The following is a 24,230-nucleotide window of genomic DNA, read 5'->3' as shown; positions in this document are numbered from 1 at the left end:
AATGAATGCGGCAGTGCGACTTTTTTACATGGAAGAAAACCGGGGAAAAAAGCCTGTTTCCCAATGAAAACGCCTTTTGAAAGTTGAGCTAAATCCTTGAGTCTTGTACAAGACTTAAAAAAATCGGCCCGGTTGCGCGTAGAATTTTGTATTGTGGGAACGCATTGCATCAAGAAAGTGTCGTCCCGCTGTGTCAGGCCCCATTGCGCAAGCCCGGGATGCAGGCCCAAGGCACCTTTCCCCCTTTTTTCACAACCTGAGACAAGAGATGAGTACGCAGCAACCCACCATCATCTACACCTTGACTGACGAGGCTCCCCGCCTGGCCACCAGCGCATTCCTGCCTGTGATCCGTGCTTTCGCAGCACCGGCCGGCATCAATGTGGAGACCAGCGATATCTCGCTGGCAGGCCGTATCTTGGGCGAGTTCCCCGACTTTTTGACCGAAGCCCAACGCGCTCCGAACAACCTGGCTGAACTGGGCAAGCTGACGCTGACGCCTGAAGCCAACATCATCAAGCTGCCCAATATCTCCGCATCCGTGGGCCAGCTGCAAGAAGCGATCAAGGAATTGCAGGGCAAGGGCTACGCCATCCCCGACTATCCTGAAACCGCCACGACCGATGCCGAAAAGGACATCAAGGCACGCTACAACAAGTGCATCGGCTCTGCCGTGAACCCCGTGCTGCGCGAAGGCAACTCGGATCGCCGCGCGCCTGCAGCGGTCAAGAACTACGCCAAGAAGCACCCCCATTCCATGGGTGAGTGGAAGCAGTGGTCGCAAACCCATGTGTCGCACATGGAAGAGGGCGACTTCTACCACGGCGAAAAGTCCATGACGCTGGACAAGGCCCGCGAAGTGAAGATGGTGCTGGAGACCAAGTCCGGCAACAGCATCGTTCTCAAGGACAAGGTCAAGCTGCAGGCAGCAGAAGTGATCGATTCCATGTTCATGAGCAAGAAGGCCTTGTGCGCCTTCTATGAAAAGGAAATCGAAGACTGCCGCGAGTCGGGCATCCTGTTCTCGCTGCACGTGAAGGCCACCATGATGAAGGTGTCCCACCCCATCGTGTTTGGTCACTGCGTGAAGATTTTCTACAAGGAAGCCTTCGAAAAGCACGGCAAGCTGTTTGATCAGCTGGGCGTGAACGTGAACAACGGCATGGCCAATCTGTACGAGAAGATTGAGACCCTGCCTGCTTCGCAGCGCGAAGAAATCATCCGTGACCTGCACAAGTGCCAGGAGCACCGTCCGCGTCTGGCCATGGTCGATTCCGCCAAGGGCATCACCAACTTCCACTCGCCCAATGACGTGATCGTGGATGCTTCCATGCCCGCCATGATCCGCGTGGGCGGCAAGATGTGGGCCGCTGACGGCAAGCCTTACGACTGCAAGGCCGTGATGCCTGAGTCCACCTTTGCCCGTATCTACCAGGAAGTGATCAACTTCTGCAAGTGGCACGGCAACTTCGACCCCAAGACCATGGGCACCGTGCCCAACGTGGGTCTGATGGCGCAAAAGGCCGAAGAGTACGGCTCGCACGACAAGACGTTTGAGATCGCCGAAGACGGCGTGGCCAACATCGTGGACATCGCCACCGGCGAAGTGCTGCTGAGCCAGAACGTGGAAGCTGGCGACATCTGGCGCATGTGCCAGGTCAAGGATGCTCCTATCCGTGACTGGGTGAAGCTGGCTGTGACCCGTGCCCGCAACTCCGGCATGCCTGCCGTGTTCTGGCTGGACCCCTATCGTCCCCACGAAGCCGAGCTGATCAAGAAGGTGCAGACCTACTTGAAGGAATATGACACCAACGGCCTGGAAATCCACATCCTCTCGCAAGTGCGCGCCATGCGCTACACGCTGGAGCGCGTGGCCCGCGGTCTGGACACCATCTCGGTGACCGGCAACATTCTGCGTGACTATCTGACCGACCTGTTCCCGATTCTGGAACTGGGCACCTCGGCCAAGATGCTGTCCATCGTGCCTCTGATGGCCGGTGGCGGCATGTACGAAACCGGTGCTGGCGGCTCCGCTCCCAAGCATGTGCAGCAACTGGTGGAAGAAAACCACCTGCGCTGGGACTCGCTGGGTGAATTCCTGGCTCTAGCCGTCTCGTTTGAAGACCTGGGCATCAAGGAAAACAATGCCCGCGCCAAGCTGCTGGCCAAGACTCTGGACGAAGCCACCGGCAAGCTGCTGGACGAAGACAAGTCGCCTTCGCGCCGCACCGGCGAGCTGGACAACCGTGGTTCGCAGTTCTACATCGCTCTGTACTGGGCCCAGGCGCTGGCTGCTCAGACCGAAGATGCAGCACTGGCGGCCAAGTTCGCACCTCTGGCCAAGAGCCTGACCGAGAACGAAGCCAAGATCGTGGCCGAGATGAAGGAAGTGCAAGGCAAGGCTGCCGATATCGGCGGCTACTACATGCCCGACGTGGCCAAGCTGGACGCCGTGATGCGCCCCAGCGCCACCTTCAACGCCGCCATCGCGTCGGTGTAAGCCAGCTTGCCTCGCAGAGCGGGTTGCCCCGCCTGCGTGCAGGCAATGCCCCATAAAAAGCCGGTGGACCTGAAAAGGTCTCCGGCTTTTTTGTGTCCGGTCTCAGTAGTTGCTATATAAATAGAAGCTGTATGTGTATGATGAATAAGCGCTGTAGCTTGATTTCATTCGAATTTATGAAAGGCGCTCCATGTCGCTGTATCAATGCCCGTGTTGCGACTATTTCTCGCTGGATGAGCGTGGCGAGTACAGCATCTGCAGCGTCTGCTTCTGGGAAGACAGTGGCTGGGATGTGGACTGCCCGGATGAATACTCCGGCCCTAACCACATGACGCTGCGCGAAGGTCGGCGCAACTTTCAGTACTTTGGTGCCTGCGATTACCGAATGCTCAAGAGCGTGCTCCCACCGGCAGCGCGCAGCCGCTATCGACATAGTCCGCGTGTTCTGCGCAGAGTGGCATCAATCGGCGTGGGGCAGTGACCGTCTGGCCTCGTCAACCCAGCGCAGGAATCGTATGCCTGGGTGCTGACGCAGCAGCGGATAGCGTTGGCGGTGGTAGCAGTCCCAGTAACTGGCGGCCTGCTGCTTGCAGGTAATCACAAATTCGGGGTTTTCGGCAGCAAAGCGCCCGTAGCTGTTTGGCAAAAGTCTATGAGTCTGGGCTGCCAGATGCTCAGCAATTTCCAGCACATACTCGCCAGCCGCGCGGACCACAAACGGCAGCACCCAGTTGCAGCCGTGCTCCAGCAACTGGCGCAGACAGGCTTCGCGCACTTTACCGTTGGCGTGGCGGCTGCCCAGGCACAGGGCCAGTTGCTGTGTGGGGCCGCTGCTTTCTTGAATGCATTGCTGCAGCTCACGTTTGTCGTAGTACACGCGGTAGGGTGCATGCAGCAACTCGCCATTGATGCTTATCGTGAAGCCGGGGTAGGGCTCGAATGCCTGCGACTTGCCCAGTCTTTGCAGCAGCGCAGCGGCGGTATCGCTCAGTGCTTGCGGAAACCGCGGCTGGTGGAGCATGACGGATGCTGATTCTGGCGGTGCTTAGCGATTGAAGGGCGCACCGCCCAGCTTGGTGCCGGCCTTGATGCCGCGCTTGGCAAACCAGCCCTGGTTCATCTCCAGCACATAGCGCACGGGCTTGGCCGAGCAGTGGGAGTCTTCGCTCATGGGTTTCATGTCGGCCAGATTGACGATGGTGCCGTCATCGGCCACAAAGGCCGCCGTCAGCGGCAAGATGGTGTTGCGCATCCAGAAGCACTGCACGCCGGGTACTTCGAAGACAAAGAGCATGCCTTCCTGTTGCGGCATCTCCTTGCGGAACATGAGACCGATCTCGCGCTGCTGCGGCGTGACGGCCAGTTGGGTATCGATGCGGTACATGCCGGCCGTCAGGTCGATGCGGCGCAGATTCGTCTGCGGCTGACCTTCGTCGCGGGCCATGGCCGGGTTGCCGAACAGGCCCAGCAGGGCGGTACAGGCCAGGGCCAGCAGCGGAGCACGCCAGCCGGATTTGGGGATTGTCTTGGTGGGGCGGTTCTTCATGAGCCTTGCATGCCAAACAGGAAGTCGGAAGTCACAAGCCTATAGCAATCCGCGTGGGTTGCGACGCAAATCGCTGTCGCAAATAGGCTGCCGGAGCCGGTCTGCAAAATGCAAAGCCTGCAGAACTATCCGTTCGGCAGGCTTTGGCGTGAGTCAGGTCCGGCGTAAACAGGCATGGAGTGCCGGTATCGCCAGACCGGCTTTCAGCGCGCGATCAGGCTGGCTTGTGCATCTTTTTGCTGCTGTGCTGCATATGATGCTTTTTGGCAGATTTTGCCTTCATATGCTTGACGGTGGGCGCCGCTGCTGCTGCTGCAGGGGTGGCAGGCTGCGCCGGCGTGGCGGCTTGAGCAAAAGCGCCAGCAGCGAACGAACCAGCAATCAGGACAGCGAGTAGTTTTTTCATATATGCCAATTTCCTAAAGATGTGGCAATGCCAGGTTTCAGATTGAAGTGAGGAGCAGCCCATCTGTCCCTCACGCCCTCTCAACGGCAGCCCTGTGTCGCCGTTGACAGATTTTTATGCGGCATTTCTTAAAATTTGCTTAGAGCAAGGTGCCAAAATCGGGGGCAACAAAATAGCACCAAAAAGGTGCGCCACCGCGCAGTATTCAAGACTAGGAGATTCCACAACATGAGCACGTCCCAGCACATCCAGGTTCCGCCGCAAGGGGAGAAGATCAGCGTCAACGCGGACAAGACACTGAATGTTCCGAGCCAACCCATCATTCCCTTCATCGAGGGCGATGGTGTCGGTGTTGATGTGACGCCGGTGATGCGCAAGGTGGCAGACGCTGCCGTTGCCAAGGTCTATGGCGGGCAGCGCAAGATTGCCTGGATGGAGGTGTATGCGGGTGAGAAGGCCACGCGGATCTACGGCCCCGATGTCTGGCTGCCCGAGGAAACCGTGGCCGCCGTGCGCGACTATGCCGTGTCCATCAAGGGCCCGCTGACCACGCCAGTGGGCGGCGGCATCCGCTCGCTGAACGTGGCGCTGCGCCAGGAGCTGGATCTTTATGTCTGCCTGCGCCCTGTGCAGTACTTCAAGGGCGTGCCTTCGCCGCTCAAGGAGCCCGAGAAGACGAATATGGTGATCTTCCGCGAGAACTCGGAGGACATCTACGCGGGCATCGAATACGCGGCCGGCAGCGAGAAGGCGAAAAAGCTCATCGACTTCCTGGCCAAGGAAATGGGCGCCAACAAGATCCGCTTTCCCGAAACCTCGGGCATCGGCATCAAGCCCGTCTCGCGCGAGGGCACGGAGCGCCTCGTGCGCAAGGCCATCCAGTACGCCATCGACAACAACAAGCCCAGTGTGACCCTGGTTCACAAGGGCAACATCATGAAGTACACGGAAGGCGCTTTCCGTGACTGGGGCTATGCGCTGGCGCAGCGCGAGTTCGGTGCCGAGCTGATCGACGGCGGCCCCTGGTGCCGCATCAAGCACCCGAAGACGGGCAAGGACATCGTCATCAAGGACTCGATCACCGACGCCTTCTTGCAGCAGATTCTGATGCGTCCGGCCGAATATTCGGTGGTGGCCACGCTCAACCTCAACGGCGACTACATCTCGGATGCGCTGGCCGCGCAGGTGGGCGGGATCGGCATTGCTCCCGGTGCCAACCTGTCGGAGAGCATTGCCTGCTTCGAAGCCACCCACGGCACGGCGCCGCGCTATGCGGGTAAGGATTATGTGAACCCCGGCTCCATGATTCTCTGCGCCGAGATGATGCTGCGTCATATGGGCTGGCGCGAGGCTGCGGATCTGATCGTCGAGTCGCTGGAAAAAGCCATCCAGAGCAAGCATGTGACCTATGACTTCGCCCGTCTGATGGACGGTGCGACCCAGGTGTCCTGCTCTGGCTTTGGGGATGTGGTGATCTCGATGATGGACTGAGCTGAGCCGCCTGCCTGGCAGCTTTGAAGATCTGCCGGCACTGCCATCTCAGCGGCCGCACCGTCTCCACGGTGCGGCTTTTTTTATGCCTTCTTACCTGGCGTTTGTAGTCCTGAGGCTGGCGTGCAAAGCCTCGAAAGTATGTCGATGTGTATCGGCATTAAAGCGTGCAATACACAAATGGCAATTAATTTCAGGTGAGGCTATGGCTCCTTCATCCAATGACGGGCGCTGGTACTGGCTTGCAGTGGGGTTGCTGATGCTGCTCATGGGTCTGTACCTGACCATAGGCGGCGGCATTCTGCTCGGCAAGGGAGGCAGCTGGTACTTTGTGCTGATGGGGCTGGCGCTGCTGGCATCGGCCACACTGCTGCTGGCGCGGCGCAGGGCCGGCGCCCATCTCTATGCGCTGGCCTTTGTGCTGACCCTGGTATGGGCCTGGTGGGATGCGGGCTGGGAGTTCTGGCCGCTGGTGTCGCGTCTGATGGTGTTTGCCGTGCTGGGCCTGCTGGTGGCCCTGGGCTACGCACAGCTTGAGGCGGGCAAGCTGGTCATGAACGACTACGGACGCCTGGGAGCCGCAGTGTCGGTGGTGGTGCTGGGCCTGGGCATCGTCGCGACAGCCGTCAGTGCCTTCTCGCCCAAGGGCGTGATCGCCCCCGAGGTCACCGAAGTGCCTTCGGTAGGCTCCATGGAGATCAAGGCCTCGGACTGGACGGACTGGGGGCAGGGCCCCACAGGACAGCGCTTTGCTGCTGTCGAGCAGATCAGCCGGGACAATGTCGACAAGCTGGCCGTGGCCTGGACCGCACGCACCGGCGATGTGCCGCAAAGCACCGGCTCGGGTGCCGAAGACCAGAACACGCCGCAGCAGATCGGGGAGCGCCTGTATGTCTGCACGGCCTACGGCAAGGTGCTGGCGCTGGATGTGGACACGGGCGAGGAGAAGTGGAAATTCGACCCCGAGGCCAAGTCACCCAACTGGCAGCGCTGCAGAGGTCTGGGTTACTTCGATGGCAATGAGGCCGCAATCAAGGCCTCGGGTGCCCTCGGCAAGCCCGGAGATGTTGCGCCAGGCTGCAGGCGTCGTCTGTTTCTGCCCACCATCGATGCGCGATTGATCGCGCTCGATCCCGATTCGGGCAAGCCATGCACCGACTTCGGCAAGGACGGCGTGCTGGATCTGACCCAGGGCATGGGCGAGGTCAAGCAGGGCTGGTATCAGCAGACCTCGGCGCCGCTGGTGACCGAGAACCTGGTGATCGTGGGTGGGCGCGTGGCTGACAATTTCTCGACCGACGAGCCCTCGGGCGTGGTGCGAGCCTTCGATGTGCACAGCGGCAAGCTGGTCTGGGCCTGGGACTCGGGCAATGCCGACATCACCGGGCCGCCGCCGCAGGGACAGACCTATACGCGCAACTCGCCCAATGTCTGGGGCGGCATGTCCTATGACGCCAGGCTGGGCCTGGCCTATCTGGGCACGGGCAATGCGACGCCGGACTTCTATGCGGCCCAGCGCACTGCGGAGATGGAGAAGAACAGCTCCGCCATCGTGGCCATGGATATCCGCACCGGCAAGCCGCGCTGGCTCTACCAGACCGTGCATCACGATCTGTGGGACTTCGACATCCCGTCCCAGCCCGCTCTGGTCGATGTGAGCAATGCCCAGGGCGGGGTGGACCCCGCGCTGCTGCAGGTGACCAAGCAGGGCATGATTTTCATGCTCAACCGCGAGACCGGCGAGCCTCTGGCAGAGGTGCAGGAGCTGCCCGTGCCGCAAGGCCATGTGCCGGGCGAGCGCTATGCGCCGACCCAGCCGCATTCCACGGGCATGCCCAATATCGGCAACCAGACTCTCAAGGAGTCCGATATGTGGGGCGCCACGCCCTTCGATCAGCTGCTGTGCCGGATTGCCTTCAAGGACATGCAGCATCAAGGCGTGTTCACGCCGCCAGGCATGGGGCCGACGCTGCAGTTTCCCGGTTCCCTGGGCGGTATGAACTGGGGCAGCGTCTCCATAGATCCGATCAGCCAGACCATGTTTGTCAACGATATGCGCCTGGGTCTGGCGAACTACATGATTGCGCGCGCCGATATGAAGCCCGGTGCCAGCGGCATCGAGATGGGGGCCGTGCCCCAGGAGGGCACGCCGTTTGGTGCCATGCGCCAGCGCTTTCTATCGCCGCTGGGCATTCCATGCCAGAAGCCGCCTTTCGGCACCATGACGGCCGTGGATCTGAAATCCCGGCAGATCAAATGGCAGGTACCCGTGGGCACGGTGCGCGACACCGGTCCTCTGGGCATTCCCATGTGGCTGCCAATTCCCATCGGCATGCCCACGCTGGGGCCTTCCATGGTCACCAAGTCGGGGCTGGTGTTCTTCGCGGGCACGCAGGACTTCTATCTGCGCGCCTTCGATAGCGCCAACGGCAAGGAGATCTGGCGCTCGCGCCTGCCCGTGGGCAGTCAGGGCGGGCCGATGAGCTATGTCTCGCCCAGAACCGGCAGGCAGTATGTGGTGATCACCGCCGGTGGCGCACGCCAGTCGCCCAAGCGCGGTGACTATGTGATCGCCTATGCCCTGCCGCAATAGCGAAAGCAAGAGCGACAGGCTGCGGAGCCGTCGGCAGAAGGATTTAAAAAGATAGCTTCCTGCGCTTGATGGATAAGGAACTCAGATTGAATAGTGTCTGAGTTCATTGAAAAACAAGCGCTATAAGCTATGAATAAAAGAGTATCTGCCGCGCAGGCTACGCCACGCTGGCCGCGCCGCTCAGCGCGGTGGCAGCTCGCAGCCGTCGGGGCCGCAACTGGGGTCGCCACTGGTGTCGGTGTCGCCGGCCTGCTGCTGATTGAGCTCGGCAATCTGCTCGGCCCAGGCGGCCAGTTGCTGCTTCCAGCCGTCGACATCGCCCAGCCATTCGCCGATTTCGATGCGCTGCACGGCGCGTTGGCCGGCCTGCTCGGGGTGGTCGAACTCCAGGGCCAGGGTGGGAAAGCCCTGGCCCTGCACCATGCCCAGCCATTCGCGGCTTTCGGCAATATGCTTTTGCGTGGCCGCGCCGCTTTGCTCGGCGTAGGCCGCGTCATAGGCCGCGCTGTCCAGACCGATGCCAGTTGCCAGCTCGCGCAGCACGGCAGGCTCGCTGATGCGGCGGCCTTCCACATAGTGGGCTTTCTGCTCGGCAGCCAGCATCTCCAGACCCTTGCCGGCCAGCGCTTCGGCGGCCAGCAGGGCCGTGGTCGGGGGCTCGGAGTCCAGCGGTGCGCCAATGTCATTGAGCAAGCCGTTGAGATAGGCCTCGCCAAAGGGCTGACCCGTCATTTCGGCAATGCGCTGGTCGCTGGGCATGACTTTGTCACGCCAGTCTGCGGTGATGGTGCGCGTGTGGGCGCCGGTCAGCATGCCGCCGGCATGCCATTGAACCTCGATACCGGGCACCTCACGCGCGGCCTTGACCAGCGGGGCGGCGGCATAGCACCAGCCGCACAGAGGATCGAAAATATAGTGCAGCACCAGAGCGGGCAGCTTGGATGTGTTCATGGTTGGGCGACCTGCAAGGCCGGTAGATTTGCAAACAAGCTTCAATGTAAGCGCGGTCGCGGCGCTGGCGCCGTAATGGTCGGGTATGACCTTGGCGCCGGTCTTGGCAAAATGGTTGCATTGTCCTCAGCTTGTTTGCCTGTCCATGCGCCTGAATGTCACGCCGCCGCCCCAGTCCTCGCCAGAGTCCGAGCCTTCCCCGCAATCCGTGGCACGGCGCAGCACCATGCTGTTTCTGCTGTTCTGGCTGGTGGTCATGGGCGCGATGTATCTGGCCATGCAGCATTTCCTCAAGCCGGCCCAGGCCAAGGTCATGGCCGACGGCACGGTGCGCATAGAGCGCGGCATGGACGGGCACTTCCGCGTCAAGGGCTATGTCAACGATCAGCCCGTCACCTTTATGGTCGATACCGGTGCCACCTCGGTCAGCGTGACCGATGCGCTGGCCGAGCGTGCCGGCCTGGAGGGTGGCGAGAAGGTACGTTTTCGCACGGCCAACGGCGAGCGTGACGGCCGCATCGTCACCGCCGACGAGGTGCGCATTGCCAGCCTGCGTGTGCGCGATGTGCGCGTGGGCACGGGCTATACGGGTGACGACAGCGAAGACGCCTTGCTGGGCCAGAACTTTCTGCGCTTCTTCGATGTGCAGATGAGCGGCGACGAAATGCTGCTGCGCCCGCGCAAGTGAGTGCCGTGAAGACGCTGGCTGTGATTTTGCGCACTTGTGCGAGTCATAGGCCGCGGCAGCCCAAAAGCGATCGCAGACTGGATTAAAGTAGGGCACTTTGCCAACCGGCAAACAGGAATAGTGCGCTGTGCGTGGGCCTCACACGGGCCTCTTGCGGTTGCCGCACTCGCCGCTCATGGGTGAAAGACATGTTCCGGGACTGTTGCCATTCAATGGACCGCAGGCGAAAGCTGGCTGCGGCAGACGACACTCAATGGACTGGTTAACTCAACTCTTCAAAGCCCTCAACGATATTGTCTGGGGCGTTCCCATGATCGTGCTGATTCTCGGCACGGGTTTTTATCTGCAGATCCGCTTGGGCTTCATGCCGCTGCGCAATATCGTGCGCGGCTTTCGCATGATCTGGCGCAGCCGCCGTCCCGGCGACAAGGCCGATGGCGACATCACTCCCTATGCTGCGCTGATGACGGCACTGTCCGCCACCGTGGGCACGGGCAATATTGCTGGCGTGGCCACGGCCATTGCCGTGGGCGGCCCGGGCGCACTGTTCTGGATGTGGATGACGGCGCTGCTGGGCATGGCTACCAAGTATGGCGAGGTGGTGCTGGCGGTGAAGTACCGCGAGAAAAACGACCACGGCCAGTGGGTGGGCGGCCCGATGTACGCCATCAAGAACGGTCTGGGCAGCAAGTGGAAATGGCTGGGTACGCTGTTTGCCATCTTTGGCGGTCTGGCCGGTTTCGGCATCGGCTCCATGGTGCAGTCCAACGGTATTGCATCGGCCATGCACACGGCTTTCGGTCTGGAGAGCTGGATCACAGGCCTGGGCCTGGCCGTGCTTACCGGTGCCGTGGTGCTGGGAGGCATCACCCGCATCGGCGCGGTGGCCGAAAAGCTGGTGCCTGCCATGTGCGTGGCCTATGTGGTCTGCGTGCTCTATGTGCTGGGCGTGTACTTCGACCGCATTCCGGCGGCGTTTGCACTGATCTTCGAGCAGGCCTTCAGCCCCACGGCGGCCACGGGCGGCTTTCTGGGATCGACCGTGCTGATGGCCATCCGCATGGGCGTGGCACGCGGCATCTTTTCCAACGAAGCGGGCCTGGGAACGGCCGGCATCGCCCAGGCTGCTGGTGCCACGCGAGACCCCGTTTTCTCGGGGCTGGTAGGCATGATGGGCACCTTCATCGACACCATCATCGTCTGCACCATGACCGGGCTGGCCATCGTGGTCAGCGGCGTCTGGAATTCCGGCGCTACCGGGGCCGTGCTGTCCACCCAGAGCTTCGAGGCCGCCATGCCCGGCGTGGGCAAATATGTGCTGGCCGTTTCGCTGTCGGTGTTTGCCTTCACCACGATTCTGGGCTGGGCCTATTACGGTGAAAAATGCTGGACCTATCTGGTCGGCACCATCTGTGAAAAGCCCTTCCGCATCCTCTGGACCATCAGCGCCTTTGTGGGGGCCGTGGCCACGCTGGACTTTGCCTGGCTGGTCGCCGATACGCTGAACGCGCTGATGGCGATTCCCAATCTGATCTCGCTGCTGCTGCTCTCACCCGTGATCGTGCAGCTCACGCGCGAATACTTTGCGCGCCAGGATAGCCAGGCCTGATCATTCTGATAGCTTTAGGCGCTTGACGCATAAGTGCTGGAGCTTGACTTGACCTCACACAGGGCGCAGTTGTGCAAGCAGCTGCGCCCTGTGCAGTTTTGGGGCCGTGGCTGAAGCAGCCCCGCATATCTGCGAAAATACCTCCTACACAGGGAATGACTGTTGCGGAAAATATTGCCGCAACCGTTGTGCGTATCGAGGCTCGATCCACGCCCTTGCTTCGTGGCCTGCCGGGCTTCATCTTGAGATGAGACTGCAGGTTTTTCATGTTGCCGAGCCTCAGGTCGAATCGCCGCATTGTCGCGATTCCCGCTTTGCGCCCGACCACACGCCATTGCCCGGCAGCCATGCAGGCCGTCAGGCGCAGCCATGGATAGTCTGCCGTGTCCCACCGCCAGCCCGTTCGCGTTCCCGAACGTCACCAGTTTGATGCCCTGATCGATGCCCGCTCGCCCGCCGAGTTTGAGCAGGACCATATCCCCGGCTCCATCAACTGTCCGGTATTGAGCAATGCCGAGCGTGCCGAGATCGGCACCATCTACAAGCAGGTCAGCCCTTTTGAGGCCAAACGTCTGGGGGCGGCCTATGTGTCGGCCAATCTGGCGCGCCATCTGCGCGAAACCTTTGCTGACAAGCCTGCCAACTGGAAGCCCCTGGTCTATTGCTGGCGCGGCGGCCTGCGCAGCGGCTCCATGGTGACCTGGCTGCGTCTGGTCGGCTGGGATGCCCAGCAACTGGCCGGCGGCTACAAGGCGTTTCGCGGCCATGTGATTGCGCAGCTTGAAAGCCTGGTGCCTAAGCTGCAGATGCGCGTGCTCTGCGGTGCCACCGGCTCGGCCAAGACCCGCGTGCTGCATGCGCTGGCCCAAAGCGGAGAGCAGGTGCTGGACCTGGAGGGCTATGCCAGCCACAAGGGCTCCTTGCTGGGCGGTCTGCCCGGCATCGAGCAGCCCAGTCAGAAGCGTTTCGAGACCCTGATTGCCGAGCAGCTGGAGACCTTCGATCTCTCGCGTCCCGTCTATCTGGAAGGCGAGAGCGCCAAGATCGGCCGCGTCGGCCTGCCGCTGGTGCTGGTGCAGCATCTGCACAAGGCTCCGGTCATCGAGGTGCGTGCGACGACTGCCGCACGCCTTTCCTATCTGCTGCGCGACTATGCCTACCTGGGGGACGATCCCGAAGTGCTGGCCACCAAGCTGGGCTGGCTCAAGGAGCTGCAGGGCAAGGAGACCGTGGGCCGCTGGCAGCAATGGGCTCGGGCCGGGGAGCTGCCTTCGCTGTTCGAGGAGCTGATGCTGCGCCACTACGACCCGCACTACGAGCGCTCCCAGTCGAATCACTTCGAGCAATGGCCCCGGCGCCAGGTTCTGGAGACAGACCAGCTTTCGGATGAGGCCATCGCCGGTCTGGCGCAGCAGATCATTGCGATGCAGGCGCGCTGAGCCAGGCCGCTTGTTCAAGCCTGCCAGCTGGAACGGGCCGGTACGGTGCGGGCTAGTCCAGCTTCATCACCATCAGCACCTCGTCGAAATACTCGCCGTCCACATACAGGGCCGCAGGCTCCAGCCCATATTCGCTAAAACCTGCCTGCTCATACAAGCGTAGTGCGTTGCCGTTGCCGGCATTGCAGCCCAGCATCAGCTGTCGCAAGTTCAGCGCTCTGCCGTGCTCAACAGCCGTCTCCAGCAGGCGGCGGGCCAGGCCTTGGCCTCGGGCCGCCGCAGCCACATACATGGCAAAGAGACTGCCCTTGTGCGCAGTCTTTTCTCCTTGCTCGCGATACATGCCCAGGGTGGCGCAGAGTCTGCCGTCTGCGTCAAAGCCTCCCCACATGGCTTGACCTGGCGTGCTGCCGAAACGACTCAGTATCTGCGCATCGCCGAGTGCCCGTTCGCTGGCAGGTGTGGCACCGAAGGCGGTGGGGCATTCTGTCAGGGCTTGCAGGCGCAGGGCGCGATAACTGCAAAGGTCGGACTCGGTCAGTTGGCGTATGTCATATTGCATGGACCGAGTTTAGACATGCTCGGCAAAGATGGGCACCAGCGACAGCAGCAGCAGGCCGGCCATCACGCCGTTGAACATGCGCAGGGCCTGTGGAGTGCGCAGTGCGCGCCCCACGGTGCTGCCGAACAGGGTCCAGACGCTGATGCTGGGGTAGTTGACCAGGCCCAGAACAAGGGCCGATAGCATCAGATTGACGAAAAAGCCTTCGCGCGGTGTGTAAGTCGCCACCACGCCCACGGCCATGATCCAGGCCTTGGGATTGACCCACTGGAAGGCAGCTGCCTGCCAGAAGCTGAACGGGCGGCTGCCCGACTGGCCCTGGTCCACGCCGCCGGCACGGGCGATTTTCCATGCCAGCCAGATCAGATAGGCCGCGCCCACATATTTGAGCAGGGTGTAGATGCGGGGCTCGGCCTCGAACAACTTGCCCAGGCCCGCGCCGATCAGCAGCACCATGATGACCACGCCCAGACAGATGCCCAGCATATGCGGCACGCTGCGGCGATAGCCGAAAGTGGCCCCCGAGGCCGTCAGCATCACATTATTGGGGCCAGGCGTCACGGAGCTGACAAAGGCAAACATGGCCAATGGCAGGATGAAGGCAGAGGATTCAGGCAGAAATGACATGGTGAACCTTGGGGCTGCATAAGCGTTGTGCCTCTATACTAAGATCTGTATTCAGTACACTATCAGTACACTTTTGCAGGCCAGTTGATGAGCTGGCCTGCTCTAATTGACCTGACACTTTGAGGAAGCACTTCATGCTGGATGCTCATATCGACGGCAGGGCAGCGACCCCGGCAGCCTTGCCTGTGGCCGCTACGGCATCCCTGGGCTGGCAGCCCATGCGCTCCAGTGCGGTGGGACTGGTGGAGCAGTTGGTCGAGCATTTCGGCGGGCTGATCCGCAACCACGGCCTGCGTGTGGGCGTGCGCCTGCCTTCGGTGCGGGCGTTGGCGGAAAGCGCAGGTGTCAGCCGCGACACCGTGGTCCAGGCCTACGACAAGCTGGCTGCCCAGGGCCTGGTGCAATCGCGGCGCGGCAGCGGTTTTTATGTAGCGGCCCAGCGCCGCGTGATGGAGCCTGCCGCCGTTGCTGCCGCCTCGGCGCAGCCGGCGGACTTCGACACCGCTTATCTGCTGCGCGGCATTTTTCGTGATGACAGCGCGGGCACCGGGGGGGCGGGCTGTTTGCCTTCGAGCTGGATGGATCAAGGCCTGATCACGGGCGCCATGCGCGCCATCACCCGTAACAATGCGCGGGCCGAGCAGAGCTTTCTCAGCTATGGCCATCCACAGGGCTTTCTGCCATTGCGCCAGCAGATCGCCTCGAATCTGCAAGCCCAGGAGGTGCCGGCCCATCCCGAGGCCAATCTCATGACGGTGGGCGGGGTGACCCACGGGCTGGATCTGGTCGTGCGCTGCTTTCTCAAGCCCGGCGATACCGTGCTGGTCGAAGATCCGGCCTGGTTCCTGATCTTCGGGCGGCTCAAGTACATGGGTGTGAATGTGGTCGGCGTGCCGCGCCTGCCCGGCGGGCCCGATGTGGCTGCCCTGGCATCGCTGGCCCAGAGCCACAAGCCCAAGCTCTTCATCCTCAACACGGCGGTACACAATCCCACGGGGCTGAGCCTGTCTGCCGGCGTGGCCCACGAGGTGCTGCGCATTGCCGAGCGCCATGATTTCCTGCTGGTCGAGGATGACACCTATGCCGAATTCCTGGGCGCCATGCCGCTGAGGCTGGCGGCCATGGACAGATTGCAGCGCGTGATTCTGGTGGGGGGCTATTCCAAGACCTTGTCGGGCGGCCTGCGCGTGGGCTATATCGCGGCCAAACCCGAGTATGTGCACCGCCTGACCGACATGAAGCTGCTGGCAGGCCTGACCTCTTCGCTGCCGGCGGAGCAGATCGTGCACCATATTCTGGCCGACGGTTCCTTTCGCAAGCATGTGGACCGGCTGCGCGAGCGCGTGGACCGCGCGCGCGGTCGCTGTCTGCGCAAGCTCGAAGCGCTGGGCTGCCATGCGGAGTACGAACCCGTGGCCGGCACTTTTGCCTGGGTCGACTGCGGCGTGGATACCGAGGTGCTGGCGCGTCAGGCGGCGCTGAGCAATCTGCTGCTGGCTCCGGGTCTGCTGTTTTCGCCGCAGCAGGCAACCAGCAGCAAGCTGCGCGTGCCCGTGGCGATGGCCGACCAGACCGAGCCATGGAAGGTGCTGGAGCAGATCCTCCGGCAGCTGCGCAAATAGCGTCCTGGCCGGTGAATGGGCCCGGGCTTTGTTCACGATTGATAACAATCGCGCGCCTCTGGCGTGACTGACCCAGCAGCATCTGCTGTTATGTTTGTAGCATGACAGCCGCACGAGCTTTGCCCCATGCCGCCGCAGGCCACTGCACGCGCGATTTCCTGCGTGCTCGCCCGCTCATGGGGCGGTGGCTGCTGTCAGGGCTTGTGCTTTGCGGTCTGGCCGCTTGTTCCAGTGCCCCCACGAATCACGGCGAAGTGAAGGGCGAGGACTTTCACTCGCGCGAGCTGCTGCAGTCCGACAGCAACCGCATGGCAACGCTGGCCATGAAGGAAAATCTGGAGAGCCTGTTTCTCATCATGGACAAGCTCTATCGCCGCAACCCCGCCGAATGGAAAAAGACCGCCTCCAGCCGGGAGGCGGCCATGACTTATGTGCGCATTGCCGTCATGGAGCGCCAGCCCTGGCATGAGCTGCAGGACAAGCGCGATGTGGCAGCGCTGTCCCTGGCCTTGCAGCCCGAGTTCGCCGGAGACCGGGTCGCGGCCTTCGTCCATGCTGCAGCCGATATGCTGATCACCGCGCATGGCGGGCGAACCAGCTTCACGCTGATCGACGGGCTGGACCCGCAGCATGTCTTCAATGCAGCGCGCAATCTGGAGATCGCCAACTGGATTCTCAACTCGCGCAAGACGCCCGGTGGAAAGCCCTTGCTGCTATCGAATCAGATAGCGGAAGAGGGGCGCAACCTGAGCTTCGAGCGCGAGATGGGAAAGATCATCGGCCGGCTGGATCTGGTGGCGGATTACACCACCGAGCGCTATCGGCGCTCCGTCATCGGCTATGCGCAGGGATTGCTTGCCGGCCCGTTCATGCAGTTTTTGCCTGTTCGATAGAAGTTCTTCAGGCCTCACAGAGCACGATGGTGGCAATCGCGGACGAGTCTTCCATGGCACGCACGGCGTGGGGCATATTGGCTGGCAGATGCATGAGTTGCTTGGGCCCCAGTTCATGCACGGTCTGGCCGATGAGAACTTCGAGCCGACCTTCCAGGCATTGCAGGCTGACGCTGCCAGGCACGCGATGCGGCGGCAGCGACTGGCCCGAGCGCAGCACGACGCGAATGACTTCCAGATCTTCCGCTTTGAAGAGCACGCTCGAGTGAGCGGCAGGAAGCCTGGCTCCGTAAGGAGCGACATCCAGAGCTTGGTGGGTGGGCGTGGAGTGGATATGGTCCATGACAGCACCTGAGCGAAAGCGGTAATAAGGCATTCTCCCCCGAGTGGGGCCCAAGTTCAATCACCGTTTTGTGACAGCGCTGTAGGGCATCAGGCCTTATCGCCTCGTTTCGTTGCTCATCAGCGCTGTTTGGGGCGTATCGCAGAGGTCCGGGAACGGCTGGCAGCTGTCATGCCAGGTGCCGTAGATTTTCGGCAGGCATGGGGCTGAAGCCCGCTGTCGCGAACTCTGCAGCCCAGCGTTTCAGCAGGATCGAATAAGCGTTCAGGAAGAACTGTCGAGGAGCCTGAATCCGCCAGTTTGCGGGCAGGTAGAAGCAGTCGTCATGGCTGTCTTGCAGTGGGGCTGCAAAGTCGTATTGCAGGCTTTGCAAGGCGGCTTGCAATGACCGGGTCAGCATCACTTTATGCGCTGTGCTCCATGAAGCCTGCTCACAGCAGGGAAAGAAATAGCGATCGAGCAACTGCAGCAACTGCTGGGGATCATTGGGATCATAGGCTGCGAGTTCCTGACCCAGAGACTCTTCCCGATCATAGATATCGAAGGGCGCCAGCAAAAGAGATGGGTCGGCATGGAACTCGATGTCGCTGCCGGGGTGCTTGAGAGGCTCGGCCATGGTCAGAGGAATACAGAAGAAGCAAGGCGACAAGTCTGCCATTGAGCGGCGCTTCAACGCCGTATCCGCTCCAGCTATTTGCTCAAGCTGAATGCCTTGCGCCAGCGCCAGCTCGCGTGAATAGCTGACGGCGTTGCTCGTGCGGCATATGTATTGCTTCCAGGCGTCCGAGCCGCTCTCGCCGCAGCCAAAAAGCTCCGTCGATCTCGACGCCTCTGGGCCTGGCCAGAGCGGGCCGCTGCCGCCACCTCAAGGGCATAAGGGCTGGGGACGCTTGTACAAATCCGGCTCATTTCTCCGTGCAGAGGGGGAAGGCGAGGCGTCGTGCGCAGCGGCTGGGAATGTCTAGCTGGATTTAATGATTCGTAAATTGAATCATTCATGCGGTTTAAACAATTGGACTTGAATGATTGAACGCTTCAGCATGCAGTGCAGGCACCGGATACAGGTGCCGCAGCCTGAACAAGGAGACAAGCATGAACAAGCGATTCTTACTGCGCGCCTGTGCGAGCGCAGGCCTGGCAGCCACCATGAGCATGGGCCTTGGCGGGACGGTGCTGGCTCAGGAGAGCTATCCCGCAGCCCCCATCACGCTGGTGGTGCCGTTTGCTGCTGGCAGCGGCACCGATGCGGTGGCGCGCGTGGTGGCCAACAAGCTGGGCGAGCGACTCAAGCAGCCCGTGGTGGTGGACAACCGGGCCGGGGCCAATGCCCAGATTGCAGCCGCGCATGTGGTCAAGGCCAAGCCGGACGGCTATACGCTGTTCATGACCACCAACACCTCGCATTCGGCCAATCCCTGGCTGGTCAAGGGGCTCAAGTACGACCCCATCAAGGACTTCACGCCCGTGGCCCGCGTGGGCGAGCTGCCGTTCGCGCTGGTGGTCCATCCCTCGGTGCCGGCCAGGACCGTGGCCGAGCTGATTGCCTATGCCAGGTCGCATCCGGACAAGCTCTCCTACGGCACGCCCAACAGCACCTCGCTGGTGGCTTCGGAAACCTTCAAATACATCACGGGTACGCAGATCACCGGCGTGCCCTACAAGTCCAGCCCGCAGGCATTGACCGATGTGATGGGCAACCAGATCCAGATGTATGTGGCCGACCTGGGTTCGGCCTGGGGCACGCTCAAGACCGAGCGCGTGCGCACGCTGGGCGTGACGGCGGCCAAGGGATCGCAGCTGCTGCCCAATGTCCCCGCCATCGGCAAGACGCTGCCGGGCTTCGACATCACCTCGTGGAACGGCATCTTCGGCCCGGCAGGCATGCCCAAGGCCATTGCCGAGCGCATCAACGGCGAGCTGCAGCTCATCCTCAAGGACAAGGCCGTGCAGGAGCAACTGGCCCAGGTCGGCTTCGAAGTCTGGCCCACGGCCACACCCGACGAGTTCGCGCTCTATGTGAAGGAGCAGCTCGCCAAATGGGGGCAACTGGTCAAGCAGGCCGGCATCGAGGCGCAGTGAGATGACGAGCATGCATAGCGATAGCCGTCAGGCTGCAGGCCGCACAGCGGGCCCGTCAGCGGGTCACACAGCGGGTACATCAGCCGGTCCCCTGGCCGGCGTCAGGATCGTGGACATGACCTCGGTGATCATGGGGCCGTTTGCCACGCAGATTCTGGCCGCCCTGGGTGCCAATGTGATCAAGGTGGAATCGCCCGAGGGCGACAACATGCGCCATGTAGGCCCCATGCGCAACCCCGGCATGGGTCCCATTTTTCTGCAGGCCAACCAGGGCAAGCGCTCCGTGGTGCTTGATCTCAAGCAGGCCGCAGCACGCCAGGCGCTGCTGCAGCTGCTGGCCGATGCCGATGTCTTCATCAGCAATGTGCGGCCCCAGGCCATGGCCAGACTCGGGCTGGACTGGCAGACGCTGGAGCAGAGCCATCCGCGCCTGATCCATGTGAGCTGCTGCGGCTTCGATCAGGCCGGCCCCTATGCGGCCAAGCCTGCCTACGACGATCTGATACAGGGGGCGACCGGCGTGCCCTGGCTGGCCCAGCAGTACGGCGGGGGCGAGCCGTCCTATGCGCCCATGACGCTGGGAGACCGGGTCACGGGCCTGCATGCGGTCTATGCGGTCACCGCTGCGCTGTATGCGCGTGAGAAGAGCGGCCAGGGCCAGGCGGTGGTCGTGCCCATGTTCGAGGCCATGACGCAGTTCATCCTGGGCGATCACATGGCCGGGCTGAGCTTCGAGCCGCCGCTGGGCGATGCCGGCTATGCGCGGCTGCTGACGCGCCATCGCAAGCCCTACCGCACCAGCGACGGCCATCTCTGCGTGCTGATCTACAACGACAAGCACTGGCACAGCTTCTTCAATGCCATAGGCCAGGGCGAGCGCATGCGCGAGCCCATGTTTGCCACCCACGGCCAGCGCGCAGCGAATATCGATGCCGTCTATGCAGAGGTGGCGAACCTGATGCGCAAGCGCAGCACGGCCGAGTGGCGCGCGCTGCTCGATGCGGCCGATGTGCCGAATATGCCCATGGCTTCGCCCGAGGACTTGCTGGCCGACCCCCACCATGCGGCCACGGGTTTTGTGCGCGAGATCGAGCATCCCAGCGAGGGGCGGCTGCGCACCACGGCCAATCCCACGCAGTGGAGCGCCACGCCCCCGGGCCGCGAGGCCAGCGCTGCGCCGCAGCTGGGCCAGCACACGCTGCAGGTGCTGCGCGAGGCGGGTCTTGGCGAGGCGCAGATCGCCGCGCTGCAGGCCAGCGGTGCCTGCATGCAGGCTTCATCATCCAACGATAAAAGAGAGACAGACATATGCCCCGCTATCTGATCCGCGAGCAGGACGTACAGGGCTACAGCCCCGCCAACCACCACGGCACGGTGAATCGGCGCCTCGTCAGCCAGGCCAATGTCGGCGCCCAGCATATGGAAGTGGTGCTCGGAACGCTGGGAAAAGGCGGTGGCGCGCTGCCGCATGCCCACCCGGGCATGGAGCAGGCCTGCTATCTGCTGGACGGCACGGCCGAGGTGGAGGTGCAAAGCCAGGGCCAGACCGAGCGCTTTGCCATGCAGGCGGGCGACACCTGCTTTTTCCCCGAAGACTGCATGCATGTGTTTCGCGTCACCAGCGACACACCCGTGCGTCTGCTGGTCATCTACAGCCCGCCCTATGGCGAGAACCCGGCGCGCGTGCGCCGACCTGATTGATAAAAAACAATAGCTGATAGCGCTTGTGAGACAGGCGCTTGAGGCGGATTTCATTGAAATTCAACCGATAGAGAGAAGCCGCCATGGATTTTTTATGGAGCGCCGAGCAGGAACAGATCCGGGACGCCGTGCAGCGGGTCTGCGCGCCTTTCGATGATGACTACTGGCTGAAGAAGGACAGGGCCGGCGGCTTTCCGCACGACTTCCACCAAGCCCTGGCCGAAGCCGGCTGGCTGGGCATTGCCATGCCTGAGGAGTTCGGCGGTGCGGGTCTTGGAATCACCGAAGCGGCGCTGATGATGCACACCATCTCGGCCACGGGTGCGGGCCTGTCGGGCGCCTCGGCCGTGCACATGAACATCTTCGGCCTGCACCCGGCCGTGGTCTTCGGCACGGATGAACAAAGACAGCGCTGGCTGCCGCCGCTGATCGCTGGCCGGGACAAGGCCTGTTTCGGCGTGACCGAGCCCAATGCCGGACTCAACACCCTCAAGCTGCAGACCCGTGCCGTGCGCGACGGCGATGTCTATGTGGTGCACGGGCAGAAGGTCTTCATCTCCACGGCCCAGGTGGCCAACAAGATATTGCTGCTGGCCCGCACCAGGCCCGTGGAGGAGTGCCAGGGCACCGAGGGCCTGTCGCTGTTCTACACCGACCTGGACCGCAGCCGCATCGCCGTGACCGAGATCGAGAAGATGGGCCGCAAGTGCGTGGACACCAATCAGCTCTTCATCGACGGCCTACGCATCCCGGTGCAGGACCGTATCGGTGAGGAGGGCAAGGGCTTTTCGTACATCTTGCACGGCCTCAACCCCGAGCGCATCCTGATTGCGGCCGAAGCCGTGGGCCTGGGCCGTGCGGCCCTGGCGCGCGCCACTCAGTACGCGAACGAACGCGTGGTCTTCGACCGGCCCATAGGCCAGAACCAGGGCGTGCAGCACCCGTTGGCCCAGGCCTGGATGGGGCTAGAGGCCGCACACCTGATGGTGCAGAAGGCCGCTTTCCTCTATGACAAGGGCCTGCCCTGCGGCGCCGAGGCCAATGCCGCCAAGTACCTGGCCGCCGAAGCCTGTGCCAAGGCCTGCGAGACCGCCATCTTCACGCACGGCGGCATGGGCTATGCCAAGGAGTTCCATGTGGAGCGCTATATGCGCGAGTCGTGGATTCCGCGGCTGGCACCTGTGAGTCCGCAGCTCATCATGTGCTTTATCGCCGAGAAGGTGCTGGGCTTGCCCAAGTCGTATTGATCGGCCTAGCGGCAGGGGATGGTAGGTCAAGCAAACGAAGTGGTGCTGTTTCTGATAGCTACTTGCGCTTTCTGTGATTGGGCTAGAGGCTGATTTGCCTTGAAATCTGTGTTGCGCCTGCCTGGCAAGAGGAGATGGTGAGCGAAGCTAATGACCTGCTTGGTTTGTTTGCAGAGGGCGGGTCTCGGCCCGCCTGCCGCCTCACTTTCTTGCTTGTGCAAGAAAGTAAGCAAAGAACACAGTCCCTGCTGCCCCCGTCCCGCCGGCTGTGCCTGCGGGCAACCTGCGTCGTCAAGCTCTTGCGGCTGTGCGGCCCAACTCACTTCGCGGCAAGCCGCTTCGCTCAGACAAACGGCCGCAAATTTGATGACGATGCAGCTGCACTCTGCGGTGCAACTGCGCGCCACAAGAACTTGCCGCCGCAGGCGTGGGCACAAGGGGCAAGACCGGATGCGGGATAGCTTCTTTGGAAAACTAGTAGGTGCTATCGCAATCTTTAAAGCGCCAGAGGCCGGCTTCGTCGCAACTCATGCAGGCCGCCCGTATCTACCCGTGTGTCTGCGCCTGCGGCACGCGGTTCGGGCTGCGGGCAACGCTGCCGTAGGACAGCGTTGCATCGTGAACGGACTTGCCGCCGTCTGTCTGAGCGAAGCGGCGTGCCGCGCAGCGAGTTGGGCGGCAGAGCAGCCCGAATGGCGTGACGCAGGTTTGCCCGTAGCGAAGCGCAGGGACGCGGACAGTCGGGGCGTGTTCTTTTGCCTTCTTTGCTTGCACGAGCAAGAAAAGAAGGTCGCCCGCCGGGGCGAAATCCCGGCGTGGCCGGCAAGGCCTCTGTCGCTGGCGACAAAGCAATGCGGTTTTTGATAGCTGCTTACACTTTCTGTAATTGGGATAGAGGCTTATTTCACATGAAGTTTTTGTTGCTACGGCCTGCGGTGGAAGATGGAGGCCGAAGCAAATGATCGGCTAGGGTATGGTCTTGGCCAAACTTAGCGAAACATGATGAAAACCCATTTGCTGCGTTACTTTGTGGTCCTGGCCGAGGAGCTGCACTTCGGCCGGGCCGCCCAGCGCCTGTGCATCACCCAGCCGCCGCTGAGCATGGCACTCAAGGCGCTGGAGCAGGATCTGGGCACGGTACTCATGGAGCGCGATGCCAAGAACGTGAAGCTCACGCCGGCAGGCGAGGCCTTTTTGCATGAGGCGCGCAAGGTGCTGGCTCAGCTCCAGCATGCGGCCGAGGTGGTGCGTGGCGTGGCCCAAGGGCTGCAGGGGCGGCTGGACATCGGCATCACGGGGTCCATGGTTTACCGCCAGGTGCCGGGGTTCTGCCGGGCCTTTCGCGCCGAGCGCCCGCTGGTCGAGCTATGCCTGCACGAGATGTCCACGCGCGATCAGCTGCAGGCCATTGCCAGGGGGCAGATCGACTGCGGCTTTCTCAACATCGGCACGCCCCAGGACGATATACGCACGCTGTCCATAGGCGAGGAGGCTTTTGTCTGCTGCCTGCCCAGCGACCATGCGCTGGCCCAGCGCGGCGAAATCGACCTGCGCGAACTGGCCCAGGATACCTTTGTCATGTTTGCGCGCGAGGTGGCGCCGGCCAACTACGACAACGTTATCGCCTGTCTGCAGCAAGCCGGCATCCATCCCCATACACGGCATGCCGCGCGCCAGTGGCTGACCGTCATGGCCCTGGTCTCTGCCGGTCAGGGCGTGGCCCTGGTGCCGGCCTGCATGCAGACCGTGGGCATGAACGGCGTGCGCTTTGCGGCGCTGCGCGGCAGCCGGGTGACCACGCCGGCAGTTCTGGCCTGGCGGCCACGGGGCATGCCGGCCGTGCTCGAAGCCTTTGTGGCCAGCGTGCAGAACCTGGTGGAAGCCGGGCAGCGAACACTTCCAGCCGCAGGCAGCTAAGCCCGCAACGGTGGCG

The 24,230-nt window shown here is 62.2% G+C and carries 22 protein-coding genes; 14 read left to right on the top strand and 8 right to left on the bottom strand.

What is annotated here, in order from left to right; genetic code table 11:
- Nucleotides 1-268: 268 nt before the first annotated feature.
- Both EIC84_RS14810 and EIC84_RS14805 read left to right on the top strand, forming a co-directional pair.
- On the top strand, nucleotides 269-2,500 hold the full coding sequence (locus tag EIC84_RS14810; protein ID WP_003067431.1) for an NADP-dependent isocitrate dehydrogenase: 2,232 nt from the start codon (nucleotides 269-271) through the stop codon (nucleotides 2,498-2,500).
- Nucleotides 2,501-2,690: 190 nt separating this feature from the next.
- A complete protein-coding gene (locus EIC84_RS14805) occupies nucleotides 2,691-2,981 on the top strand; it encodes a CPCC family cysteine-rich protein (protein ID WP_046460190.1) in 291 nt (96 codons plus the stop codon).
- Here the strand turns inward: EIC84_RS14805 and EIC84_RS14800 are convergent.
- The 3 genes from EIC84_RS14800 to EIC84_RS14790 form a co-directional block, all read right to left on the bottom strand.
- Complete coding sequence (locus EIC84_RS14800; protein WP_003067433.1) at nucleotides 2,961-3,521, bottom strand: hypothetical protein; 561 nt, start codon at nucleotides 3,519-3,521, stop codon at nucleotides 2,961-2,963. The two genes, EIC84_RS14805 and EIC84_RS14800, sit on opposite strands and share 21 nt — an antisense overlap.
- Before the next feature lie 24 nt (nucleotides 3,522-3,545).
- Nucleotides 3,546-4,046 carry a DUF192 domain-containing protein gene (locus EIC84_RS14795; RefSeq protein WP_003067435.1) on the bottom strand — a complete coding sequence of 167 codons (501 nt, stop codon included), beginning with the start codon at nucleotides 4,044-4,046 and terminating at the stop codon, nucleotides 3,546-3,548.
- 214 nt (nucleotides 4,047-4,260) lie between these two features.
- Complete coding sequence (locus tag EIC84_RS14790; RefSeq protein WP_370456504.1) at nucleotides 4,261-4,515, bottom strand: hypothetical protein; 255 nt, start codon at nucleotides 4,513-4,515, stop codon at nucleotides 4,261-4,263.
- A 165-nt stretch (nucleotides 4,516-4,680) separates the two neighbouring features.
- Here EIC84_RS14790 and icd point away from each other — a divergent pair, with 165 nt between their 5' ends.
- On the top strand, nucleotides 4,681-5,943 hold the full coding sequence (gene icd / locus EIC84_RS14785) for an NADP-dependent isocitrate dehydrogenase (RefSeq protein ID WP_003067439.1): 1,263 nt from the start codon (nucleotides 4,681-4,683) through the stop codon (nucleotides 5,941-5,943).
- Between the two features lie 205 nt (nucleotides 5,944-6,148).
- Entirely contained in the window at nucleotides 6,149-8,536 is a 2,388-nt protein-coding gene (locus tag EIC84_RS14780; protein WP_034362644.1) for a membrane-bound PQQ-dependent dehydrogenase, glucose/quinate/shikimate family, read from the top strand.
- A 180-nt stretch (nucleotides 8,537-8,716) separates the two neighbouring features.
- On the opposite strand, the gene EIC84_RS14775 is transcribed toward EIC84_RS14780, so the two are convergent.
- Entirely contained in the window at nucleotides 8,717-9,487 is a 771-nt protein-coding gene (locus EIC84_RS14775) for a DsbA family protein (protein WP_003067443.1), read from the bottom strand.
- 145 nt (nucleotides 9,488-9,632) lie between these two features.
- Between EIC84_RS14775 and EIC84_RS14770 the strand changes: the two genes are divergently transcribed.
- From EIC84_RS14770 to mnmH, 3 genes are all read left to right on the top strand, one after another.
- Nucleotides 9,633-10,175, top strand: a complete 543-nt coding sequence (locus EIC84_RS14770; protein ID WP_003067446.1) for a TIGR02281 family clan AA aspartic protease — start codon at nucleotides 9,633-9,635, stop codon at nucleotides 10,173-10,175.
- Nucleotides 10,176-10,428: 253 nt separating this feature from the next.
- Nucleotides 10,429-11,784: a sodium:alanine symporter family protein gene (locus EIC84_RS14765; protein WP_003067448.1), complete on the top strand. Its 1,356-nt coding sequence runs from the start codon at nucleotides 10,429-10,431 to the stop codon at nucleotides 11,782-11,784.
- A gap of 383 nt (nucleotides 11,785-12,167) precedes the next feature.
- The gene (gene mnmH / locus EIC84_RS14760) at nucleotides 12,168-13,223 is read left to right on the top strand and encodes a tRNA 2-selenouridine(34) synthase MnmH (protein ID WP_003067451.1); all 1,056 of its coding nucleotides are present in this window, start codon (nucleotides 12,168-12,170) and stop codon (nucleotides 13,221-13,223) included.
- Between the two features lie 52 nt (nucleotides 13,224-13,275).
- Here the strand turns inward: mnmH and EIC84_RS14755 are convergent, their stop codons facing one another.
- Together EIC84_RS14755 and EIC84_RS14750 are read right to left on the bottom strand one after the other, a co-directional pair.
- The gene (locus tag EIC84_RS14755) at nucleotides 13,276-13,785 is read right to left on the bottom strand and encodes a GNAT family N-acetyltransferase (protein ID WP_003067453.1); all 510 of its coding nucleotides are present in this window, start codon (nucleotides 13,783-13,785) and stop codon (nucleotides 13,276-13,278) included.
- Between the two features lie 9 nt (nucleotides 13,786-13,794).
- A complete protein-coding gene (locus tag EIC84_RS14750; RefSeq protein ID WP_003067454.1) occupies nucleotides 13,795-14,412 on the bottom strand; it encodes a LysE family translocator in 618 nt (205 codons plus the stop codon).
- 134 nt (nucleotides 14,413-14,546) lie between these two features.
- Between EIC84_RS14750 and EIC84_RS14745 the strand changes: the two genes are divergently transcribed.
- The gene (locus EIC84_RS14745; protein ID WP_134737325.1) at nucleotides 14,547-16,034 is read left to right on the top strand and encodes a PLP-dependent aminotransferase family protein; all 1,488 of its coding nucleotides are present in this window, start codon (nucleotides 14,547-14,549) and stop codon (nucleotides 16,032-16,034) included.
- A 101-nt stretch (nucleotides 16,035-16,135) separates the two neighbouring features.
- Nucleotides 16,136-16,927, top strand: a complete 792-nt coding sequence (locus EIC84_RS14740; RefSeq protein ID WP_003067456.1) for a hypothetical protein — start codon at nucleotides 16,136-16,138, stop codon at nucleotides 16,925-16,927.
- A gap of 7 nt (nucleotides 16,928-16,934) precedes the next feature.
- Here the strand turns inward: EIC84_RS14740 and EIC84_RS14735 are convergent, their stop codons facing one another.
- Both EIC84_RS14735 and EIC84_RS14730 read right to left on the bottom strand, forming a co-directional pair.
- Nucleotides 16,935-17,270 carry a cupin domain-containing protein gene (locus EIC84_RS14735; RefSeq protein WP_029158280.1) on the bottom strand — a complete coding sequence of 112 codons (336 nt, stop codon included), beginning with the start codon at nucleotides 17,268-17,270 and terminating at the stop codon, nucleotides 16,935-16,937.
- A 169-nt stretch (nucleotides 17,271-17,439) separates the two neighbouring features.
- Nucleotides 17,440-17,826 (bottom strand): hypothetical protein, encoded by a 387-nt coding sequence (locus tag EIC84_RS14730; protein WP_231879687.1) that lies wholly within the window; start codon nucleotides 17,824-17,826, stop codon nucleotides 17,440-17,442.
- Between the two features lie 536 nt (nucleotides 17,827-18,362).
- Here EIC84_RS14730 and EIC84_RS14725 point away from each other — a divergent pair.
- The 5 genes from EIC84_RS14725 (at nucleotide 18,363) to EIC84_RS14705 (ending at nucleotide 24,214) form a co-directional block, all read left to right on the top strand.
- Nucleotides 18,363-19,349: a tripartite tricarboxylate transporter substrate binding protein gene (locus tag EIC84_RS14725; RefSeq protein WP_003067463.1), complete on the top strand. Its 987-nt coding sequence runs from the start codon at nucleotides 18,363-18,365 to the stop codon at nucleotides 19,347-19,349.
- 1 nt (nucleotide 19,350) lies between these two features.
- Entirely contained in the window at nucleotides 19,351-20,673 is a 1,323-nt protein-coding gene (locus tag EIC84_RS14720) for a CaiB/BaiF CoA-transferase family protein (RefSeq protein WP_080554201.1), read from the top strand.
- Nucleotides 20,658-21,050, top strand: a complete 393-nt coding sequence (locus EIC84_RS14715) for a cupin domain-containing protein (RefSeq protein ID WP_003067467.1) — start codon at nucleotides 20,658-20,660, stop codon at nucleotides 21,048-21,050. The genes EIC84_RS14720 and EIC84_RS14715 overlap by 16 nt, the downstream gene beginning before the upstream one ends.
- An 83-nt stretch (nucleotides 21,051-21,133) precedes the next feature.
- The gene (locus tag EIC84_RS14710; RefSeq protein WP_003067468.1) at nucleotides 21,134-22,297 is read left to right on the top strand and encodes an acyl-CoA dehydrogenase family protein; all 1,164 of its coding nucleotides are present in this window, start codon (nucleotides 21,134-21,136) and stop codon (nucleotides 22,295-22,297) included.
- A gap of 999 nt (nucleotides 22,298-23,296) precedes the next feature.
- Nucleotides 23,297-24,214, top strand: coding sequence for a LysR family transcriptional regulator (locus EIC84_RS14705; RefSeq protein ID WP_034362649.1), 918 nt, complete (start codon nucleotides 23,297-23,299; stop codon nucleotides 24,212-24,214).
- Nucleotides 24,215-24,230 lie beyond the last annotated feature (16 nt).

The organism is Comamonas sp. A23 (genome assembly GCF_004522605.1).
Taxonomy (GTDB): domain Bacteria; phylum Pseudomonadota; class Gammaproteobacteria; order Burkholderiales; family Burkholderiaceae_C; genus Comamonas; species Comamonas thiooxydans.
Note: the sequence above shows the minus strand (reverse complement) of the source record. Positions and strands in the feature narration are given on the sequence as shown.

Excerpts from the sequence above, each read along its gene's own strand:
- EIC84_RS14810 (WP_003067431.1), top strand. The coding sequence starts at position 269 with ATGAGTACGCAGCAACCCACCATCATCTACACCTTGACTGACGAGGCT.
- EIC84_RS14805 (WP_046460190.1), top strand. The coding sequence starts at position 2,691 with ATGTCGCTGTATCAATGCCCGTGTTGCGACTATTTCTCGCTGGATGAG.
- EIC84_RS14800 (WP_003067433.1), bottom strand. The coding sequence starts at position 3,521 with ATGCTCCACCAGCCGCGGTTTCCGCAAGCACTGAGCGATACCGCCGCT.
- EIC84_RS14795 (WP_003067435.1), bottom strand. The coding sequence starts at position 4,046 with ATGAAGAACCGCCCCACCAAGACAATCCCCAAATCCGGCTGGCGTGCT.
- EIC84_RS14790 (WP_370456504.1), bottom strand. The coding sequence starts at position 4,515 with ATGGGCTGCTCCTCACTTCAATCTGAAACCTGGCATTGCCACATCTTT.
- icd (WP_003067439.1), top strand. The coding sequence starts at position 4,681 with ATGAGCACGTCCCAGCACATCCAGGTTCCGCCGCAAGGGGAGAAGATC.
- EIC84_RS14780 (WP_034362644.1), top strand. The coding sequence starts at position 6,149 with ATGGCTCCTTCATCCAATGACGGGCGCTGGTACTGGCTTGCAGTGGGG.
- EIC84_RS14775 (WP_003067443.1), bottom strand. The coding sequence starts at position 9,487 with ATGAACACATCCAAGCTGCCCGCTCTGGTGCTGCACTATATTTTCGAT.
- EIC84_RS14770 (WP_003067446.1), top strand. The coding sequence starts at position 9,633 with ATGCGCCTGAATGTCACGCCGCCGCCCCAGTCCTCGCCAGAGTCCGAG.
- EIC84_RS14765 (WP_003067448.1), top strand. The coding sequence starts at position 10,429 with ATGGACTGGTTAACTCAACTCTTCAAAGCCCTCAACGATATTGTCTGG.
- EIC84_RS14755 (WP_003067453.1), bottom strand. The coding sequence starts at position 13,785 with ATGCAATATGACATACGCCAACTGACCGAGTCCGACCTTTGCAGTTAT.
- EIC84_RS14750 (WP_003067454.1), bottom strand. The coding sequence starts at position 14,412 with ATGTCATTTCTGCCTGAATCCTCTGCCTTCATCCTGCCATTGGCCATG.
- EIC84_RS14745 (WP_134737325.1), top strand. The coding sequence starts at position 14,547 with ATGCTGGATGCTCATATCGACGGCAGGGCAGCGACCCCGGCAGCCTTG.
- EIC84_RS14740 (WP_003067456.1), top strand. The coding sequence starts at position 16,136 with ATGACAGCCGCACGAGCTTTGCCCCATGCCGCCGCAGGCCACTGCACG.
- EIC84_RS14735 (WP_029158280.1), bottom strand. The coding sequence starts at position 17,270 with ATGGACCATATCCACTCCACGCCCACCCACCAAGCTCTGGATGTCGCT.
- EIC84_RS14725 (WP_003067463.1), top strand. The coding sequence starts at position 18,363 with ATGAACAAGCGATTCTTACTGCGCGCCTGTGCGAGCGCAGGCCTGGCA.
- EIC84_RS14720 (WP_080554201.1), top strand. The coding sequence starts at position 19,351 with ATGACGAGCATGCATAGCGATAGCCGTCAGGCTGCAGGCCGCACAGCG.
- EIC84_RS14715 (WP_003067467.1), top strand. The coding sequence starts at position 20,658 with ATGCCCCGCTATCTGATCCGCGAGCAGGACGTACAGGGCTACAGCCCC.
- EIC84_RS14710 (WP_003067468.1), top strand. The coding sequence starts at position 21,134 with ATGGATTTTTTATGGAGCGCCGAGCAGGAACAGATCCGGGACGCCGTG.
- EIC84_RS14705 (WP_034362649.1), top strand. The coding sequence starts at position 23,297 with ATGATGAAAACCCATTTGCTGCGTTACTTTGTGGTCCTGGCCGAGGAG.